At 60.3% G+C, this 18,718-nt stretch carries 16 protein-coding genes and 4 pseudogenes; 14 read left to right on the top strand and 6 right to left on the bottom strand.

The window, feature by feature from the left end; all coding sequences use genetic code 11:
* Both ACZXDY_RS40225 and ACZXDY_RS40230 read right to left on the bottom strand, forming a co-directional pair.
* Window positions 1–536, bottom strand: a 536-nt coding sequence (locus tag ACZXDY_RS40225; RefSeq protein ID WP_464349318.1) for a transposase, incomplete at its 3' end; no start/stop codon positions are given.
* Window positions 537–715: 179 nt separating this feature from the next.
* A pseudogene (locus ACZXDY_RS40230) lies at window positions 716–1,055 on the bottom strand (FGGY family carbohydrate kinase); the annotation flags it as partial.
* A 100-nt stretch (window positions 1,056–1,155) separates the two neighbouring features.
* Between ACZXDY_RS40230 and ACZXDY_RS40235 the strand changes: the two are divergent.
* The 4 genes from ACZXDY_RS40235 to ACZXDY_RS40250 all read left to right on the top strand — a co-directional run bounded on the left by ACZXDY_RS40235 (window position 1,156) and on the right by ACZXDY_RS40250 (window position 5,794).
* Window positions 1,156–1,608: an RbsD/FucU family protein gene (locus ACZXDY_RS40235; RefSeq protein ID WP_028167867.1), complete on the top strand. Its 453-nt coding sequence runs from the start codon at window positions 1,156–1,158 to the stop codon at window positions 1,606–1,608.
* Between the two features lie 351 nt (window positions 1,609–1,959).
* Window positions 1,960–3,618, top strand: coding sequence for a type 2 periplasmic-binding domain-containing protein (locus tag ACZXDY_RS40240; protein WP_464349324.1), 1,659 nt, complete (start codon window positions 1,960–1,962; stop codon window positions 3,616–3,618).
* Window positions 3,619–3,723: 105 nt separating this feature from the next.
* Complete coding sequence (locus ACZXDY_RS40245; RefSeq protein WP_028167869.1) at window positions 3,724–4,842, top strand: carbohydrate ABC transporter permease; 1,119 nt, start codon at window positions 3,724–3,726, stop codon at window positions 4,840–4,842.
* Between the two features lie 91 nt (window positions 4,843–4,933).
* Window positions 4,934–5,794, top strand: coding sequence for a carbohydrate ABC transporter permease (locus ACZXDY_RS40250; RefSeq protein ID WP_155255506.1), 861 nt, complete (start codon window positions 4,934–4,936; stop codon window positions 5,792–5,794).
* 8 nt (window positions 5,795–5,802) lie between these two features.
* Here ACZXDY_RS40250 and ACZXDY_RS40255 read toward each other — a convergent pair whose 3' ends face one another.
* From ACZXDY_RS40255 to ACZXDY_RS40270, 4 genes are all read right to left on the bottom strand, one after another.
* Entirely contained in the window at window positions 5,803–6,654 is an 852-nt protein-coding gene (locus tag ACZXDY_RS40255; protein ID WP_196237400.1) for an amidohydrolase family protein, read from the bottom strand.
* Window positions 6,654–7,715 carry an aldo/keto reductase gene (locus tag ACZXDY_RS40260; RefSeq protein WP_155255504.1) on the bottom strand — a complete coding sequence of 354 codons (1,062 nt, stop codon included), beginning with the start codon at window positions 7,713–7,715 and terminating at the stop codon, window positions 6,654–6,656. The genes ACZXDY_RS40255 and ACZXDY_RS40260 overlap by 1 nt, the downstream gene beginning before the upstream one ends.
* A gap of 202 nt (window positions 7,716–7,917) precedes the next feature.
* The gene (locus ACZXDY_RS40265; protein ID WP_464349319.1) at window positions 7,918–8,886 is read right to left on the bottom strand and encodes a hypothetical protein; all 969 of its coding nucleotides are present in this window, start codon (window positions 8,884–8,886) and stop codon (window positions 7,918–7,920) included.
* A gap of 38 nt (window positions 8,887–8,924) precedes the next feature.
* Window positions 8,925–9,815: a hypothetical protein gene (locus tag ACZXDY_RS40270; protein ID WP_464349320.1), complete on the bottom strand. Its 891-nt coding sequence runs from the start codon at window positions 9,813–9,815 to the stop codon at window positions 8,925–8,927.
* A gap of 166 nt (window positions 9,816–9,981) precedes the next feature.
* Here ACZXDY_RS40270 and ACZXDY_RS40275 point away from each other — a divergent pair.
* The 10 genes and pseudogenes from ACZXDY_RS40275 to ACZXDY_RS40320 form a co-directional block, all read left to right on the top strand.
* A pseudogene (locus ACZXDY_RS40275) lies at window positions 9,982–10,375 on the top strand (helix-turn-helix domain-containing protein); the annotation flags it as partial.
* Window positions 10,376–10,617: 242 nt separating this feature from the next.
* Window positions 10,618–10,754: pseudogene (locus ACZXDY_RS40280) on the top strand (DUF1348 family protein); the annotation flags it as partial.
* 733 nt (window positions 10,755–11,487) lie between these two features.
* Entirely contained in the window at window positions 11,488–11,973 is a 486-nt protein-coding gene (locus ACZXDY_RS40285) for a GlcG/HbpS family heme-binding protein (protein WP_035692067.1), read from the top strand.
* Window positions 11,974–12,472: 499 nt separating this feature from the next.
* Complete coding sequence (locus ACZXDY_RS40290; RefSeq protein WP_464349321.1) at window positions 12,473–12,700, top strand: hypothetical protein; 228 nt, start codon at window positions 12,473–12,475, stop codon at window positions 12,698–12,700.
* 468 nt (window positions 12,701–13,168) lie between these two features.
* Entirely contained in the window at window positions 13,169–13,921 is a 753-nt protein-coding gene (locus tag ACZXDY_RS40295; RefSeq protein WP_080664033.1) for a gluconate 2-dehydrogenase subunit 3 family protein, read from the top strand.
* Window positions 13,922–13,944: 23 nt separating this feature from the next.
* Entirely contained in the window at window positions 13,945–15,711 is a 1,767-nt protein-coding gene (locus ACZXDY_RS40300; protein ID WP_028167877.1) for a GMC family oxidoreductase, read from the top strand.
* Between the two features lie 185 nt (window positions 15,712–15,896).
* Window positions 15,897–16,097 (top strand): annotated as a pseudogene (locus ACZXDY_RS40305) ((2Fe-2S)-binding protein); the annotation flags it as partial.
* Between the two features lie 301 nt (window positions 16,098–16,398).
* Window positions 16,399–16,632 carry a hypothetical protein gene (locus ACZXDY_RS40310; protein ID WP_245287564.1) on the top strand — a complete coding sequence of 78 codons (234 nt, stop codon included), beginning with the start codon at window positions 16,399–16,401 and terminating at the stop codon, window positions 16,630–16,632.
* A 313-nt stretch (window positions 16,633–16,945) separates the two neighbouring features.
* Entirely contained in the window at window positions 16,946–18,337 is a 1,392-nt protein-coding gene (locus ACZXDY_RS40315; protein WP_464349322.1) for a carbohydrate porin, read from the top strand.
* Between the two features lie 10 nt (window positions 18,338–18,347).
* Window positions 18,348–18,482: a hypothetical protein gene (locus tag ACZXDY_RS40320; protein WP_464349323.1), complete on the top strand. Its 135-nt coding sequence runs from the start codon at window positions 18,348–18,350 to the stop codon at window positions 18,480–18,482.
* Window positions 18,483–18,718: the final 236 nt, after the last annotated feature.

Genomic DNA, 18,718 nt, shown 5'->3' on the forward strand with positions numbered 1-18,718 from the left:
TGACGCAGATATCGACCGACGCTTTCCTCGATCTGCGCCATCCGCCTCGCCATCTTGGCATGCGTGAAGTTGCGGTCGCGGTTGTTCACCGCCTTGAACTTGCTGCCGTCGATTGCGACGCTTGGGGTCTGCAACAGGCCCATTTGCTGGCACAGGGCAACGAACTTCGCACAAACCTTGCGGATCGCCGCGCCATTGTCCTTCCGGAAATCGGCGATTGTCTTGTGATCGGGAGCCAGGCGGCCGATCAGCCACATCACCTCGATATTGCGGCACGCCTCACGTTCCAGGCGGCGACAGGATTGCACCCGATTGAGATAACCGTAGACGTAAAGCTTCAGAAGGACTGCCGGATGATAGGAGGGCCCGCCCGTCTCCTTCGCGATCACGCGCTCAAACCCCATTCCATGCAGGTCGAGCGTCTCGACGAACGCATCGATCACATGGACCGCGTTGTCCTCGCTTACCCAATCCTCCAGGCATTCCGGCAAGAGCGTCAGCTGGGATCTGTCCGCGCCTTCAACGAAGCGTCCCATCCGTATCCCCAATCAGGAAACGGAGGAATCGTAGCCGACTCGTGGCTTTTCACACAGCCAGGGTCGGAAGCAAATCCTGTGGCGTCCCCCCGGGAGAGAAGAGTTTGTTGCCCGGCCGTTGACAACGGACATAAGAGGCGATTCCAACGCGGCATCACACTCGGATCAGGTTTGCGGTACACACAGGGCCAGCGTTGTTCCAGGATCCGACATTCTGTCCGTCATTCCAGAGGATGCAAGGCCGTAACGGCCTTGAGCTCACATCGAGCAGCGTGGCACCATACATCTGGCCGGACAGTCCAATGCAATCGACCGCCGCTGGCTCGCCGGCATGCGTTGCCTTCAAGGCATCCAGCGTGACAAAGGTCGCATCGATCCACTGCGCGGGATCCTGCTCAAAATAGCCGGGCTGCGGCGAGGCGGTCGTCAACGGCTGGCTCTCGCTTGCAATCACGCGCTGGGCGCCATCAACGCGAACGGTCTTGACCCGCCGAGGTGGAGATCGATGCCGAGATACATGGATGCTTACAATTGTTGACGTCGGTATGGACGACGGCGCCGCGACGTCGGATAGAACCAATCAATCCAAGAAGGCTGATCGCGTCAAGGGAGGCGCTGCATGCTGAAATCGATCGACCCTCTTCTCAATGCGGATGTACTCTACGCCCTGCGGTCCATGGGACACGGAGACGATCTCGTCCTCTGCGACACCAACTTCCCCGCTGACTCCGTCGCCCGCCAAACCGTACTTGGGCGGCTGTTGCGCATCGACAACGTCACAACCGGCCGCGCCGCGCGCGCGATCCTGTCGGTGCTGCCGCTCGACAGCTTTGTCGACAAGCCGGCGTCACGCATGGAGATCGTCGGCCAGCCGGACGAAATCCCGCCGGTGCAGCAAGAGGTCCAGGCCGCAATCGATGCCGCGGAAGAACGCTCGTTTCCAATGGGGTCGGTCGAGCGGTTTGCCTTCTATGAACTCGCCAAGAAATCCTATTGCGTGATCCAGACCGGCGAGCGGCGCTTCTACGGCTGCTTCATCTTCAAGAAGGGCGTCATCCCGCCCGACGCCTGACCGAGCGCCGACGCTGCACAATACGTCCGGCATAAATATAACACCGGGATGATGCCGCCGTCCGGAACCAACTAATTCACGCTGGCCGGAAGAACATGATCGACGCTGCACGTCGTCTCGCCTGATTATCCATCTTGCAGCGCGGCATCATCGACGGTTGTCTCCGTCGTTCAGGTCGACACGTACGCGGCCTCAAGTTCACTCGCTTTCGTTGACATTGAAGTGCGCCGTTGCATACTCGAACGGACCTCTGTCACCATACCACGGCATGGAAGTTCGCGAGCGTCACGTCATGGTGCCCAGGCGGTCCAAACTTGACATCAAGAAAGTCAACGATGGGAGGGTATCGTGGTGAAACAGCAAGAGCATGATCAGCATCCCGCACTCCGGCCGAACCGGCGCACGGTGCTGAAAGGCGCCGCCAGCGCCGCCGCATTAGGCACGACGGGCGCGCTCGGCACATTCTCCGAGCTTGCCTTGGCCCAAGCCAATCTGCGCGCCCAAATCACGCAAATTCCCGGTGTCGGCAAAGGTGCGCCAACCGACGCCGACTGGCAGAAAGTCGGCGAGCGGTGCCTCGGCCCGACCAAGGCGAGCATCAAGGAAGGCGAATTCAAGGGCGTCGAGCTCTCCTTCATGGGGCTGAACAATCAGAACCTGCACAATCTCCTGTTCCGCGGCTTCCTGAAGCCATGGGAAGCGTATACCGGTGCGAAAATTTCCTGGATCGATCTCGCCCAAGCCGACTACAACCCGCGTTTGCAGCAAGCGATCGCGACCGGCACGGTCGACTTCGACATTCTGGAGATGGGCGCGCCGTTCGAAGGCGACGTCTGCGGCAAGGGTCTGGCGTCGGAGATGCCGGACTGGGTGAAGAAGCAGATCGATGTCGACGATTATGTCGATTACCTAAAGCCGCCGGTCGGCACCTGGAACGGCAAGACCTATCGCATCACCATCGACGGCGATTGCCACAACTTTAACTACCGCACCGACGTCTTCTCCGACCCAGCCCTCGCCAAGGCCTGGAAAGACGCGGGCAATTCGAGCGAATGGGGCGTGCCGAAAACCTGGCAGCAGGTGCAGGCGGTGACCAAATTCCTCAAGGGCAAGAAGATCAAGAACCAGAACGCGTTCGGCTATCTCGACGCACCGAAGCCCTGGGGCGGGTTCGGCTTCTATTTCCTGGCGAGCCGCGCCTCGGCCTATGCAAAGCATCCCGATGACAAGGCCTGGCTGTTCGACGTCGACACGATGAAGCCGCGCATCAACAATCCGGCCTGGGTGCGCGCCATTCAGGACGTGATCGACGCGCTGCCGTTCGAACCTGCCGATCAGCTCAATGCCGATCCGAACACCACGGGCTTCCAGCAATTTCTGGCTGGCATCGGCTCGATGATTCCCTGGTGGGGCGACATCGGCCAGGTGGCGAAGGCGAGCGACACCTCCGTGGTCGGCGACGTCGTCGGCTTCGACATCCTGCCGGGGTCGGAAGATGTCTATAACTCCAAGACCGGCAAATGGGATAAGCTCGCGGGCGGCCCGAACCATGCGCCGAACTGCGCCTATCTCGGCTGGGGCGTTTACGTCATGGCGCGAGTCAATGGCGACGAGAAGAAGCACAAGGCGGCGTGGAGCGCGGCCGCGCACCTCGGCGGCAAGGACCTGTCGCTCTGGATGGTGATGTATCCGTCGGGTTTCCAGGCCCATCGGACCAGCCACTTCCAATTCGACGAGTGGGTGGCCGCGGGCTACGACCGCAAATACATCACTTCCTATCTGAACTCGCAGCTCGGCTCCTACAATCATCCGAACCGCGCAGTGGAGCCGCGCATCCCCGGCATCTTCCAGTACTACAGCATCGCCGAAGACGAGCTGACAAAGATCTTCGCCGGTAAGGTCGATGCCCAGACCGGCGCGAACAACATCGCCGCCGGCTGGGAGAAGCTGACCGACCAGATCGGCCGCGAGCGGCAGATCGGGCTCTACAAGGCCTCGCTCGGAGCGTAGCGTCGTCCCCGCGGGACCTGTCATCCTCGGCTGGCGCTGCTGGCGCCAGCCGAAAGCTTGCCCGGCGGCAGAATCGGAGCCGAACTTCGGCAGAGTTTTATCTCGATGCAGAACTCCGTACTCGTGAGCGATAACCGACATGACAAGCACGCGACCGGGCCCGCACCTCGCAGCCGGAAGGCCGCTGGCCGGGCGGTTGTTCTGCTGGCCTCCCTCGGCTTCCTGCTCGTGCTGCTCATCCAGCTATTGCACGCACTGGGGGCGACCGCGATAGGGTTTTCTGACTGGCGCCCGATTCTCGTCGCCTATCTGCTCTGGGCCTTCGCGTTCGGAACCGGGCAGATCCTGACCCGCGGCGAGGGTGGGCAGCGCGCGCTGTTCCTGCTTCCGGCCGTCTTCTTCACCATTGCCGTCGTGATCTTCCCGACCATCTTCGGGCTCTACATCGCATCGCTCGACTGGAATCTCAGCTCAGTCGACGGCCCGCGCTTCAGCGGCTTCGATAATCTCGCACGCATGTTCAACGACACCTACTACTGGAACGCGCTCGGCAACATGGTCTTCTACACGGTTGCGGTGCTCGGCGAGTACGCGATCGCGTTCGGGCTGGCGCTCCTGCTCAGCGCCGATATCCGGGCGCGAAAATTCTTCCGAGTGGTCTTCCTGCTGCCGATGATGCTCAGTCCCGTCGCAGTGAGCTGGATGATCGGCAAGTCGCTTTTGGAGTACCGATTCGGTCCGGCGGCGACGCTGGCGCGCTATCTCGGCTGGGACAACCCGGCGTTCTTCGCCTCGCCGTGGATGGCGCGCTTCAGCATCCAGGCGATGGACGCCTGGGTCTCGATCCCCTTCATCATGATCATTCTGCTCGCAGGCCTGCAAGCGATGCCGAAGGAGGTGCAGGAAGCGGCCAAGGTCGACGGCGCGAATGGCTGGCAATCATTCTGGCACGTCACATTCCCGATCATGCTGCCGGTCAGCATCACCGTCCTGATCATCCGCGTCATCTTCAAGCTGAAGCTCGCCGACATCGTGATCAACGTGACGGCCGGCGGCCCCGGCGGCGCCACCGACACGGTGTCGAGCTTCATCTACCGGGTCTACCGCGACCGCTCCAACGTCGGATACGGCACGGCGCTCGCTATGGTCTATCTGCTGCTGATCATCGTGCTGCTGACGATCATGTTGCGACTGTCGAAGCGCTGGACACAGAAGGTCGTCTAGGACCCAACCAAGGGAGTTTAAGCGATTGGCTATGTCGAGTGTGGCATCCAACCCGGCCCTGAAGCATTCCTCCGCGCCGCGCGCCAAGCGGATGCTGGGCCGCGCGCTGATCTATGCCGCGTTGCTGCTCTGGACCTTCATCTGCCTGTTTCCGATCTACTGGACCGTCACGACCTCGTTCAAATCGGCGGTCGATGTGACGCAAGCCCACCTGATCCCTTGGGTCGATTTTCAGCCGGACTGGAAGGGATGGCGCTCGCTCGGCCTGTCGCCGGATACACTGTTCGGGACCTCGACGGCCCGCTCCGAATTCGTGAACCGTTTCGTCAATAGTATCATCACGTCGGTCGGCGCGTCCTTGCTGGCGCTGATCCTCGGATCGCTGGCGGCCTATGGTCTGAGCCGCTTCCGCTACAAATTCGCTTGGATGCGCAACGACGACATCCTGTTCTTCTTTATGTCCCAGTTGATCCTGCCGCCGGTCGTGCTCGCGCTGCCGTTCCTCGTTCTCTACAAGGCATTGGCCCTGCTCGACACGCGATTTGGCCTTATCTTGCTCTATACGCTGACAGTTCTGCCGATTGTCGTCTGGATTATGCGCGACCAGTTCAATTCGATCCCGATCGAACTCGATGAAGCGGCTTTCGTGGACGGCCTTTCGATCTGGGGCGCATTCATTCGCATCGTGTTGCCGCTCTCCGTTCCCGGAATGGCGGCTGCATTCATCCTCTCGCTCGTGCTGTGCTGGAACGAATACTTCTTCGCGGCGCTGCTGACCAGTACGGACGCGAAAACCCTGCCTGTCATGGTGGCGAGCCAGACTGGCTCGCAGGGCATCAACTGGTGGTCCATGGCGGCGCTGTCGACCGCGGCAATCGCTCCGCTCGTCATCGTCGGGATATTTCTTGAACGCTACATTGTCAGCGGTTTGACCACGGGCGCAGGAAAGTAGCCAGGCGATTAATTGGCTTCAACATTCCGTCCCCGGCTTGAGAGATAGATGCGCGCCGCGTTACCCCCGAAAGTAGCTGCCTTTTCATCCGGCGACAGACCTGCCAGAAGGGTCTCGGCGGCGGCAAACCATTTTTCATAACCGCCTGCCAGATTGACCACCGGCCAGTCGCTTCCCCATAGCAGGCGATGTGGCTCGAAGCACGCCACGACATGATCCACCGCTTTCCTTAGATCCGCAATTTGCCAGTCCGGTGCGGCCTCTGTCACCAATCCCGATATCTTGCAGACGATGTTGGGGCGTTGGGCAAGCAGCGCGATATCGCCCTGCCAATCTGCTATCTCGCCGGTCGCAAGTCGAGGCTTGGCGCAATGGTCGAGCACGAACTGCATATTGGGATGATCATCGACCAGCCGCAGCAGTCGCGGCAAATGGCGCGGCAGCACCAGCGCGTCGAACACCAGGCTGTTTCGGGCCATAGCCGCCAGTAGCGACGCCAAGGCAGGGCGAAGCAGCCAATCGTCATCGGGAATGTCCTGCACCATCGGCCGCAACCCAACCAAGTGTTCGCGTGCGGCGAGAGCATCAATGCGCGCCTCGCCGTCGGCTGCGTCGAAATCCATCCAGCCGACCACGCCCCGCACCACCTGCGCCTCCGCCGCGATGTCGAGCAGAAAGATGGTCTCCGCCTCCGTTGGTGCAGCCTGCACCAAAATCGTCCCCTCGATCTTCGCGGCAGCGAGGTGCGGTTCCAGGTCCGAAAGGGAAAAGTCACGATGGATCGGTGCCAGTGCGGGCGTCAACCAGCCATAGTCGCCCCGAGCTAGGGTCCACAGATGGTGATGCGCATCGATCCGCATCAGCCGGCTACCGACAGCGGAACGGGCGCTTCCGCATCCAGCAGGCGCTCGGCCTTCAGATCGGCCCAAAGCTCGGTTGGCACCTTGCTGGATAGCGCGGCGACGTTGCGCTCGACCTCCTGCGGGCTCTGGCCGCCCAGCACAACGCTCGCCACCGCGGGATGGCCCAGAGCAAAGTGCAACGCCGCGGTTGGCAGGGCAACGCCATGCGCATGACAAACGCGTTCGATCTGCGCCACCTTTGCCAGGATCGCGGGTGGCGCATCCCGATAATTGTATTTGGAACCGCTCACTGCGCCGGTCGCCAAAATACCTGAATTGAATATGCCGCCGAGCAACACACTGATTCCCTGTTGCTGCGCAAGCGGCAGAAACTCTGCCAGCGCCGGTTGCTCCAGCAGGGAATAGCGCCCGGCGAGCAACATCGTATCGAATGATCCGGCTTGCGCGAAACGCACGCACATCTCGGCCTCGTTCACGCCGATCCCTATGCCCGCAACAATGCCCTCTCCGCGAAGCCGGTCCAGCGCCACGTATGCGCCAGCCATCGCTTCGCGAAACCGCTCGTCGATCGCGTCGATACCATGAGTCCAGACGTCGACGTCGTGGATCAGCAACAGGTCCAACCGTTCGGTCCCTAGCCGCAACAGCGACTGTTCTACAGAACGCATGGTGCCGTCATAGGAATAATCGACCACTGCCCGATGCGGCAGCCCTCCTACAAAGCCGGAACCGTCACCTCGTCCGTGAAATGGGTCCATCCAACGACCGACCTTGGTGCAAACGACGATGTCCCGGCGCGGCACGCGCCTGATCGCAGCGCCGCAACGATGTTCGGCAAGGCCGTTGCCATAGAGCGGAGAGGTGTCGAGGAGATTGATGTCCAGTTCGAACGCGCGTTTCACCGTCTCGATGGCCGTGTCGTCATCCAGTTGGACGTAGAGATCACCTAGCGGCGCGGTTCCGAGTCCCAGGACCGAAACCTGAAGCCGCGTCTGACCAAGGACACGGCGCGGCACTGCAAATACTGGTTTCATATTGACCGGCTCTTTACGGCCCATTGCCCAGTCGCGGCGATGCGCCTTTTCTTCACCTGACTATTTCCGCTGACGGCAAACCCTGGCGGCGATTGCCCAGCCGCGACCACCCGTTAAGGGGATTGCCCTGGCTGAATACTGATTTTGCCACGGACAGGGTTTGTCGTCGACATCGATGAGACACCAACTGGACACCACTCACATGTGTAGTGGCGGAGAGTGTCAGTTAATCATCATTGAAAGATAAAGCATTTTCGACCCTCCTGGGCCAAAGCCCACCACTTGAGCTACGGCCAGAAAAGGGGCTTTCGGCTAGCCGAGGCGCTTGCCCGCCTTGAGCGCGCGCTCGGCCTGTCGTGTCGCGATTCTTGGTGCCGAGGTTCGTATCCGGCGAGTTGAACTGCAGCGCGTTCCAGTAGATCCCAGGTCCGGCTCCGGGATCCGCATCGTCCACGAGCTTCTGCAGCCGCCAATAGAAGCGCGCGTCGCCGGTCATAGTGGTCTCGCCGGTGAACGTGATCAGGCCAGCCTGCGGGCCTGACTGGATGATGCCGATGGAGGTGGTCCCGCTGATTGTTCCGCTCCCTTGTAGTATGCCGCCGGGAGCAGGCGAATCGGTGCTGGTCGCTGCAATGGTGACCGGGCCCGAGACCGTCCCACCGTTCATGAACAGTGTGCCCGACTCGCCGACAACAACCGCGCCGGTCACCGTGCCGGCGACCTCCAGCGTCGCCGCGTAGGCTACCAGCACCTCGCCGGCACCCGTTGCTGATCCACCGGTACCGCCGGCAATCAGCGTACCCCCATTGACCCTGATCAGACCGGAAAGCGTGCCGCTGCTGTCTGCACTCAGGGTCAGCGTGCCGGGACCGAAGATCGTCAGGCCCGCCGACCCCTCGATGGCGGCTGCGATCTGCGAACTACCGCCGGTAGCATTGGTGTAGATCAGGCCTTCTGCCGCGCCGAACGAAAGGCTCGCAGTAGCGATGCTGCCGCCGTTCATGATGAGGCCCGCGGCGTCGCCGCTCGCCTGGCTTCCGACCAGAATGCTCGCATCGCCGCCCGTAATCGCCCCGCCGTTCACTTCGAGCGCCGCCACCTGCGGCACACCGCAGCTCTCGGCCGCCTGGCTGTCGACGACCTCGTAGACGGCATCGGCCGGAACGTCGTTGATGCTGACATCCGTCGACGACACGGTCGCCGCGCGCGCGAAGCCCTCGGAGGGCGAATAGGTCAGGAACTTGCCGAGCTGGCCGCGTCGTCGTCCTCTCCGAGAATGTAGGGAGCGACGATCCCGTTCGTGACGATGGGCAGGTTTGCTCCCGTTCCTGCCACGAACACCTGTTGCGTCAGCCCAAGCTGGGCCATGCCGCCGCCCGGCACGATAACAAGTGTTCCGCCGGAGTTGCGGACAATGTTCCTCAGGGTACCGTCGTCATTGCCCCCGATTACGACGCGATAGTTGCCGCTTCCGGAAAGCTGCAAGGCGCCTCCCGTAGAGCCGATGACGAACGTCGCCAGAGATCCCGAGGCGATCTGCACATCGACCGTCGCGCCGTCCGAACGAAGCTCGAGTATTCCGCCGTTCGTCACCGTCACCCTGAAGCTGCCAAATGGTGTGGCGGATGTCCGGGTACTTGCCAGCGTCCCAGCGCCTACGGTGTTGTGTCCTATCAGCTGGTTCGTGTTGGTGAGCAGGAGCGTGCCTTCGCCGTATTTGTGGAGGCCGCCCAGCCCGGAGATCGGCGCGACGACGGTCAGCGTGCCGCCGTTCGTGTTGATGACCTTAGGCTGGTTGATCGTCCAAGTGCTGGGTTCATATCCGGATGCCGAGGGCAGCGCCGACGGCGAGATCGCCCAAGCTTGCCCCTGCCAGAGCACGGCGTGGACGCCCCACCCGGTGAGCGCGCCGGTGACGACCTGGCTGTAGTCTTCGGAGGGTAGCGGTAGATTTTCCAGCGTCCATCCGCTGGGCATCTGCGCGATCTGGACGGTCTGCGGATTGCTAGACGGGAGGTTGGGTACGTTCTCGAACGAGGCGGGGAAAGCGTTGTTGATGGTGATCGTGCCGCCCGTCAGGTTCACCGTGAGCGGCGCGAGGACATGGCCGCCGTTATTTTCCATGTATCCCTTCGTCGTCTGGGAAACGGAATACCAGCCAACCGCGAAATTGGCCAAGACGATCGTCTGCGGACTCTCGGACACGTTCGGGGCCAACCTGATCGGCGAGCCACGCGAGCGGCGGATCGGCACCGGGGCGCGCGCCCTCTCACCCACCGGGGACCTCGCCCTGGTGTTGGTCGCCCAGCGTCAAGGGGCAGTCCCAATTCAGCCCGTATCTCAGTGCGCCTGCCGATCCGGCCTCTCCGATCGCGCGGGTCCAGGAACACGTCATGGTCAATATGGAGGCCGCCACACGCTGGAGTCTCTCGCTGGGGCGGCAAGGATGAGCCCCCGGAATTTTGCGCGACATTTCGTCCAGGAGACCGGAATTACGCCGCACGAATTCATCGAGCGTGCTCGTGTCGATGCGGCGCGCCTGAAGCTGGGAGGAAGCGACCTGCCGTTGAAGGCGGTGGCATATGACTGCGGCTTCGGCCTCAGCGGACCGGATGCGGATCGTGTTTACCGCGCGTCTTGGGGTAACGCCAGCGCAGGATCAGGCAAGTTTTCGGAAAGAGGAATCAGCTAGCGTCGGTGACCTTCGACGGATTCGACGCATTTTGCGCGAGGGCGGCAGAACAGAGAACGTGGTCGTAAAGCAGCTCGTCTCGCGAATGCTATTCGCGCGGCAGAAAGCTCCGGTTGGCATGAAACGACGTGCCGCTGGCCAGATACGCAGGATCACCTTCATTGCGCAGGACCGATGCACTGAGCGAGATACACGCGAGATTCAACGCAATGAAGCCCGCGGGAGAAATGATCCGTGCGTCCGCCCTTACCCCCGTTCACCGAAGCAACCGCTATCGAGAAGGTCCGGCTCGCTGAAAACGCTTGGAACGGCCGCGATCCCGCCAAGTAGCGCTTGCATATACCCCTCACAGTCAGTGGCGTAACCAGGCTGGCGTGCAGAACACCGCGGGAGTCGTCTCTACGTCGTTCTTGAAAGATCTAGCCGATCCGGCCTGGAAGGATGACGATGCAATAAAGCGATCCTCAGCGTTCATGGACAAGTACTATTCCGATGGCGACAGGCAAGATAGCAACGTCCTTTTTGGTTATGCTGCTGCCGAAACCCTGTCCCGAATGCTCGAACAATGTGGCGATGATCTCTCGCGTGAAACATCACGCGACAGGCCACGTCGTTCAAGGATTTTCAGAGTTCAGTCACACTCCCGGGAATTAAGATCAGTACTCGTCCAAACGACTTTCGGCCGATCAAGCAGGTCCGTCTTGTGCAGTTTGATGCCAGCTTGTGGCAGCCAATAGGTGACGTGATCGATAGCGCGTTTCTCGGTCCGGCTAACCGTTAAATCGAGAGATTGAGGGCGACACCTCGTTTGCGCTTTACTCAACGTATCTGACTGGCCCCACTGCGTCGGCAGTCGGGGCGGGCGGACGGTGTCGTTTTGCTCGCTAAAAGTCATAGTGCATTGTGTTCATCCGATGAGTGAAATCGCTGCACTTCCCGAGAGCTCCAAAACCGTAAATACTAACTTCAAAAGGTGACCCCTGGCCACCCATGCCGCATCGTCCCCAGAATTGCACCTCTCATAAGGATCTAGCCCTAGAGGCTTTCCGCTCTAAGTATGCATCGCGTCGGATTTGCGAGCCCGCACCTAAGGAGACTAAGTCCATGCAGAAGCTCGGCCGAGTTACGCTATTGACCAGCCTGGTTGCGTTCGCGCTTCAGCCTCATGGTACAGCAGCTCAATTCCTGGACAAGAAAGTCCTCACTTTAGCCGCCGCGGAGAAGATCGTTGCAGCCGCTAAAGCAGAAGCAGAGCGGAATCGGCTTGCCGGCGTGATCGCCGTTGTCGACGATGGCGGCTGGCCTATCCTATTGCTACGAATGGACAACGCGGCCTACGTGGCTAGCGTGGAGTTAGCGCCGGGAAAAGCGCGAACGGCCGCGCTTTTCAAGAAGCCGACCGAAACGCTCGAAAATGCAATCAATCAGGGTCGTTTTGCAGCAGTTACGGCGCGCGATTTCACGGAGATGAAGGGCGGTCTGCCGATCCTCGTCGATGGGCAGGTCGTCGGCGGTATTGGCGCAAGCTTTGATACCCCCGATCATGATGTTCAGATTGCGCAGGCGGGACTTGCAGCGCTTGCGCGTTAGCTCTGATCCTCACACCAGAAAGTGCTGAGGCATATTCTCGCCACTTCAGGAAAGCTCAGCATGATCAAGATTTGGATCGTCAGGTGAGAGTCGATCTGGCGGGAGATCGCTTCGAATGCCCGAACCATAGGCATCGGTGGTTACGTCCCGATCGGCATCCTGTTGGCTTTGTTGGCCGTCGCGACGGTGGTTGCGTACTTGGGGTGGTAGTCAGGAGCAGAAACAGGTGTTCCTCCTTCAGGCTACCTCGCGATGACAATCGGTATACTCTTTTCTCTGATCGTTGGGGCTGGATTGATGACTCTTCTCTTCTGCAGCCGCCGCTCGGGATACGACGAGCCTGCCAGAATCATCCCTTCCGACCGCGACGAAAACCAGGGTCCTAAAACTCAAGCTGATGACGTTGCATCTGAGCGCCAGGGGACGGATTGCTCGCTCCCGCAGCCTTGTGCCGACGTTCGGCGGAGCAACTGATCGGATTGCTCAAGAGCATACGGCCGTGGCGACGTTCGCCGGTCACTTGAAGGCGGTTCAGGACCACCCTGAAAAACTTTCACTTCCGCGCCGCGCCATTCTGGCCAAGCTTCCTCGTACTGGGATGGGAGGAGAAAAGGATGCAGGTCTCGGTGAGATCGGCTCGAAGTGGCGCGCACATGTCGCTCCGACGGGCGCTGGCGACGTCGGCCGGCGCACAGAACGGACCAATCAGGATCGGCGTGTTGACTGACATGTCGTCGCTCTATGCCGACAATGGCAGCCAGGGGAAGAGGCCTTCGCCTTCAGGCCGATGGAGAGGACGGCGGATGCCCGCTCGTGAAGAAATCGTAAACGGCCTGGGACCGCGAATCGCGCCGCGCGCAATCCGACCGGCGGAATTCGGGCGATGTGGAATGACTCGTTCGGTCTCAGCATTACTATTTCGAACCATCTGGGGGAGGCTAGCGGTGGAATCGGCGTTGCCCAACGGAAAATCCTATCAGAGCGATCCCCGGCGTCAGCGCTGATCGCGAAGCGCCCGGTGTGCTCACCGACATGTCCTCGCACCGCATTGCACGGTGCTGGGAAGCCACACGATTACAAATTTTCCGTCTGCTGCCTGCGCTATACCTAAATATGATGGACAGCGCGAGCTGTTGACACTCCGGCGGCGCTTGACACTTTGCGGCCGTCCACAACTTGAAAGGCGAGGTCAGCCATGAGCATTAAGCGTCGTGAATTCGTTGTTGGAGCGGGCGTCATTGGAGTCGTCGGCGTAACTGGCGGATCAGTCGCCCCACAACCCGCATCGGCAGAGCATGCAAAGCAGATGGGCGGGACGCAGACTGTTCAAGCATCCTCACCCGCACAGACTGCAACTTCCACACCACTCGAGAAGCGCGCCTACACGTTTCTCAATCCCGATGAGGCCACCTGGGTCGAGGCGGCGGTCAATCATATGATTCCAGCCGATGACTTGACGGCCAGCGGCGTCGATTTGGGCATTGCCTATTTCATCGACCAGCAATTGGCAGGCGGATTCGGGCAAGGCGGTAAAATGTTTATGCAAGGTCCATGGCACCCTGGGGTGCCCCAACAAGGGTGGCAGGTTCGCCTCTCTCCTGCGGAAGCTTATCGCGCCGCCATCCCGGCGATCAACGCATACTGCATCAAGACATACGGCAAGGACTTTCCATCGATCACGGAAAGTCAGCGCGATGAGGTCTTAAATGATCTCGGCACGGGCAAAGCGGATTCGGGACCGCTTCCTGCTGGCCTCTTCCTCGATCTGCTTTATCAGAACGTGATGGAAGGCTTTTTCAGCGATCCCGCTTACGGCGGAAATCGCGACAAGGCTGCATGGAAGATGATCGGCTATAGCGGGGCGACCGGTAACTTCGTCGACCTGATCGAGACGACTTACAACAAGCCTTACACCGAACCAAGTCAAAGCATCGCTGACTTGAGCTGATCTCAGATCGAAGGAGAATTCCGATGGCGACGAAGTTGAAACCCGTCGACGCAGTCATTGTAGGTTTTGGCTGGACCGGGGCTGTGCTGGCGAGGGAACTAACAAAAGCGGGACTCAACGTGCTGGCGATTGAGCGCGGCGGGATGCGCGACACGATCCCGAACTTTGCCGCGCCGATGATACATGACGAACTGCGTTTCGCCATTCGTCATGACCTGATGCAGGACGCGTCCCGCGAGACTCTCACGTTCCGCAACAGCGTTGACCAGACAGCGCTGCCGATAAGGCGCTGGGGATCGTTCCTGCCGGGAAACGGTGTGGGCGGTGCAGGTGTCCACTGGAATGGGCAGCACTATCGGTTTGCGCCGAGCGAATTCAGGATCCGCAGCCATTATCGCGAACGATACGGGAAGACGTTCATTCCCGACGAAATGACGATACAAGATTGGCCGGTTACGTACGACGAACTGGAGCCCTACTACGACCGCTTCGAATATCTCTGCGGCACGGCCGGGAAGGCCGGCAACATCAAAGGCGTGATCCAGGACGGCGGAAATCCGTTCGAAGGACCTCGTGCGCGCGAATATCCGAATCCGGCGATGAAGCGCAGCTTTCAAATGAAGATGTTCGAGGATGCCACGCGGGAAATGGGGTTTCACCCCTATGTTCAGCCATCCTCCGACGTTACGCAGGCCTACACGAACCCTGAGGGGGTGGACATGGGCTCCTGCGTATACTGCGGGTTCTGCGAGCGCTTCGGCTGCGAAATGTCAGCGAAAGCAAGCCCGCAATCGACGCTTCTGCCACTTTTGCTGAAAGACCCTAGATTTGAGCTGCGCACACTTTCTCATGTCACCAAGGTTAATCTCGACTCCGGCCGCAAAAAGGCAACCGGTGTTACCTATGTCGACTCTCAAGGTCGCGAGTTCGAACAGCCCGCCGACATGGTGCTCCTCTGCGCGTTTGGCCTCCATAACGCACGACTGATGATGCTGTCGGGAATCGGTCGCATCTACGATCCTGAAACCGGTAAGGGTGGCGTTGGGCGCAATTACGCCTACCAGATGTCCAGCAGCGTCACCGCGCACTTCAACGACAAGGTCTTCAATCCGTTCATGGGCGCCGGTGCGTGCGCCATGATCATAGACGATTTCAACTACGACAACTTCGATCATGGGCCGCTCGGCTTCGTGGGTGGTTCTTACATCTGTGTCGAGAGCAAGGGGCAACGGCCGATCGATTTCCGTAACCTGCCACCAGGCGAGCCTCGCTGGGGCAAAGGCTGGAAGCAATCGGTTGCCCACTGGTATAACCGCACTTTCGTGATCGCGTCATTCGGCAGCGTCACAGCCCAGCGCGGCAACTATCTTGACCTCGATCCCAACTATAAGGATGGCTTCGGCAATCCGCTGCTGAGGATGACGTTCGACTTCAGCAAAAATGATCTGGACATGTCGAAGTACTGCACCGATCGTGCAGCCGACATCGCCAAGCACATGAACCCGGACAAAATGGGCATCAACTATCGCAAGGGACCTTATTCGATCGTCCCGTACCAGACGACGCACACGACAGGCGGCACCATTATGGGAGCCGATCCGACAACCAGCGCTGTCAACCGCTATCTGCAAAGCTGGGATGTTCCCAACGTGTTTGTCATGGGCGCGGGCGCCTTTCCGCAAAACCCGTCGCACAATCCGACGGGCACAGTCGGAGCTCTGGCCTATTGGGCGGCCGATGCGATCACAACGAAGTATCTGAAATCGCCGGGGCGCCTGGTCCCGAGCTGAGCACCTTCGGATCCACGCAATCGCGCCAGCATGGGGGGCCGCCTCGGAACGGCGAGGTTTTCATCGAGTAGAACGCGGCCAGGGAGCACGATCGTGAGTTATTCCGGGAGCGGCGGATGAACACCAAACCTTGGAGCACTTGCGGCGCCTTTACCGTCACACGCGATCAAACGCCACGGTGCACAATGGCGTATGTTCTCAAGATAAGCGGCGAGCCGCATACGGTCGACGCTGACCGCGACACGCCGCTGCTGTGGGTGCTTCGCGACATGCTCCAAATGACTGGAACCAAGTTAGGATGCGGTATGGAGCTGTGCGGCGCGTGCACGGTGCATCTTGAAGGCGCGGCGACAAGCGCTTGTATCACTCCGATCGACAGCGTTGGGCGACGCCCGCGCGGGACTGAGGTCATCCGTGTGACGTTGGTGCAAAGTCCGGTGGAAGTTGGTGAAGCATCATACACCTTGCGACGCACGATCCAAAGACCGGAACACATTTTGGCGGAGGGCGTTAATGTTCCGGTCGGGTCTTGCCTTTACGGGAGTGCCGGGGGACAAAATTTTCTCTGCGAGGCGAGCAAGTATGAACGGCATTTGGATGTCTCGGTGGAGATCATTTTGGCTAGAGATGGCCTCGAATGCGCGAACCATGGGCATCGGGGGATACGTCTTAGTAGGCATCCTACTGATGTTGCTAGCCGCCGTGATTGTCCTTGCGATCATGGGGTGGTCGTCGGCTGAAGAAGCAGACGTTACCCCCTTCGGATATTTCGCGATGGCAATCGGCATACTGTTTTCTCTGGTGTTCGGTATCGGATTGATGGCTCTGCTCTTTTACAGCAGCCGCGCGGGCTACGACGAGCCCGCCAGGCTGGTTCCACCCGACACTAACGAAAATCCCGAGTCTCGAACGCCAGATTGACCTTAGGTGGGGGTATTGCCGGTTAAGGTCATGAACGCGAGCACGAGCTGGTGCAATGATTTTCATCTCGAGGGACGACGCAGCTCGCTGCTTTGTTGCCGCCATTTCCACGCTCCTGATGGTTTTGCCCACGTGCGGCGAAGAGGACCGAGGACTCGCTTCGACTTAGTGCCCCGCCAGATCCCGCCAAAGGCGGTTAGTGGCGCCGTTGAGCACTTTACCTCCCATATGACAGACGCCCCTCGAGTTTGCCGTTGGAGCGTGTCCCAATACTCCCGACGTCAGAGAATCTTGGTATGCGGCTCGATTGAAAATGTCCGTTAGAGGCCTGGCGCTGGCAATTCTTCTGGCGGGTCTTCTCGAAGGCTCCCACGCATTCGCGCAGGAGGACAAGAAGACCGACGACGACAAGCCCGCCGATCCCGACACCGGCGAGAGCACCGTCGAGGAGAAGACCCTCGGGCTTCTGCCGAACCCATTCCAAAAGTACGGGATCAAGTTCGCCGCGACTTACATCGGTGAGACGCTGGGGAATGTCTCCGGCGGACTGAAGCAGGGAGCGATCTACGAAGGCCGGTTAAACCTTGCGGTCGATGTCGACCTGCAGAAGCTCGTCGGCATCGACAAGCTCACGTTCCACGCCAACATGTTCCAGATCTACGGCGAGGGATTATCGCGCAACTATCTCGACAATTTTTTCGTCGTGAGCGGCATCGAAGCGTTGCCCTCGACTCGCCTCTACGAGGCCTACTTCGAAAAGCAGTGGGGCGACAAAACGGTCTCTTTGAAGTTTGGGCAGCTTGCCGCCGACAGCGAGTTCTTCAACACGAAATACACCGACGTCTTCACGAACGCGTCGATGGGCTGGCCGGCGATCACGTCGCTCGACCTGCCCAGCGGCGGTCCGTCGCCGCCGTTGGCCGCGATGGGCGCCCGGCTACTGGTCAACATCACCGATCAGCTATCCGTCCTTGGAGGCATCTTCGACGGCAATCAGGCAGGCCCGGGTCCGGATCCGCAAGAACGCAACCGATATGGCGTTAACTTCCGGGTCAACGATCCGCCTCTGCTGCTCGGGCAAATTCAGTACGCCTGGAACAACAAGAAAGGCGATCCCAATCTGACCGGCCAGGTCAAGTTCGGCGGATGGCGTCACTTCGGGCAATTCTCCGACCTTCAACTCGCAAGCAACGGCGTTTCGCTTGCGGCGCCGACCAGCAGCGGCACTCCGCTCATGTTGGTGGGCGACATCGGCGGCTGGGCGGTCTTCGAGCAGCAGCTTTATCGCGTGCCCAAAAGCGATGATCGTGGGATCGGCGTATTCGCTCGTGTCTCCGGCGCTCCGGCCGACCGCAATCTGATCGATCTCTACGCCGACGCCGGCCTCGAATTCATCGGCCTCAGCGACAAACGGCCGGACGACAAGTTCGGGATCGCGGCGGGCTACGCGCACGTCTCGAAGCGAGCCCAGGCGCTCGACTTTGACTATCGCGCACTCGCCGGCCCGGCGTGGCCGGTGCGCAGCTCCGAAGGACTCCTCACGGCGGTGTATCAGTATCAGCTGCGGGACGGCTGGACCCTCCAGCCCAATTTCCAATACATCATCCGGCCGGGCGGCGGAGCGACGGACCCGACCGGTCCAATGTCGGGCCGAGCGCTCAAGAACGCGGCGGTCTTCGGCCTGCGCACGACGTTGAAATTCTAGGAAGCTTCAGTTGCGTGAACTGGATGCTCACCCGTGGCGGCTCGACCTGGACTGGCGCTGCCACCAGGCGGCCCTCGAGTTCGGCTGCATGCTAAGCATCAATCCGGACGCGCACTCGATTGCCGAGCTCGACCACATGCATTAGGGCGTCGAGATGGCCGCAAGGGCGGCGTGCCCCGGACAGGGTACTGAATGCGATCTTGCCCGAGATTACGCGATATCTCCGCCAGAAGAGACGCTCGCTATCCCGGGCCGCCTAATGTCGGTCTGTAGGTCGTTATGACAGCCATGCGGAATGACGCTTGGTGACGCCGTTGCTTGACTGCACGAAGCGTGTAACGCCGCCGCGTGGCGCGACCGGTAAGCCGGGAACCAAATCCC

This window comes from Bradyrhizobium sp. LeoB3, from assembly GCF_055456055.1.

Coding starts and splice junctions, on each gene's coding strand:
- ACZXDY_RS40285 (WP_035692067.1), top strand. CDS start 11,488: ATGCAGAAGCTCGGCCGAGTTACGCTATTGACCAGCCTGGTTGCGTTC.
- ACZXDY_RS40250 (WP_155255506.1), top strand. CDS start 4,934: ATGCTGGGCCGCGCGCTGATCTATGCCGCGTTGCTGCTCTGGACCTTC.
- ACZXDY_RS40295 (WP_080664033.1), top strand. CDS start 13,169: ATGAGCATTAAGCGTCGTGAATTCGTTGTTGGAGCGGGCGTCATTGGA.
- ACZXDY_RS40245 (WP_028167869.1), top strand. CDS start 3,724: ATGCAGAACTCCGTACTCGTGAGCGATAACCGACATGACAAGCACGCG.
- ACZXDY_RS40300 (WP_028167877.1), top strand. CDS start 13,945: ATGGCGACGAAGTTGAAACCCGTCGACGCAGTCATTGTAGGTTTTGGC.
- ACZXDY_RS40260 (WP_155255504.1), bottom strand. CDS start 7,715: ATGGGCCGTAAAGAGCCGGTCAATATGAAACCAGTATTTGCAGTGCCG.
- ACZXDY_RS40315 (WP_464349322.1), top strand. CDS start 16,946: ATGTCCGTTAGAGGCCTGGCGCTGGCAATTCTTCTGGCGGGTCTTCTC.
- ACZXDY_RS40255 (WP_196237400.1), bottom strand. CDS start 6,654: ATGCGGATCGATGCGCATCACCATCTGTGGACCCTAGCTCGGGGCGAC.
- ACZXDY_RS40270 (WP_464349320.1), bottom strand. CDS start 9,815: ATGGAAAATAACGGCGGCCATGTCCTCGCGCCGCTCACGGTGAACCTG.
- ACZXDY_RS40310 (WP_245287564.1), top strand. CDS start 16,399: ATGTTGCTAGCCGCCGTGATTGTCCTTGCGATCATGGGGTGGTCGTCG.
- ACZXDY_RS40235 (WP_028167867.1), top strand. CDS start 1,156: ATGCTGAAATCGATCGACCCTCTTCTCAATGCGGATGTACTCTACGCC.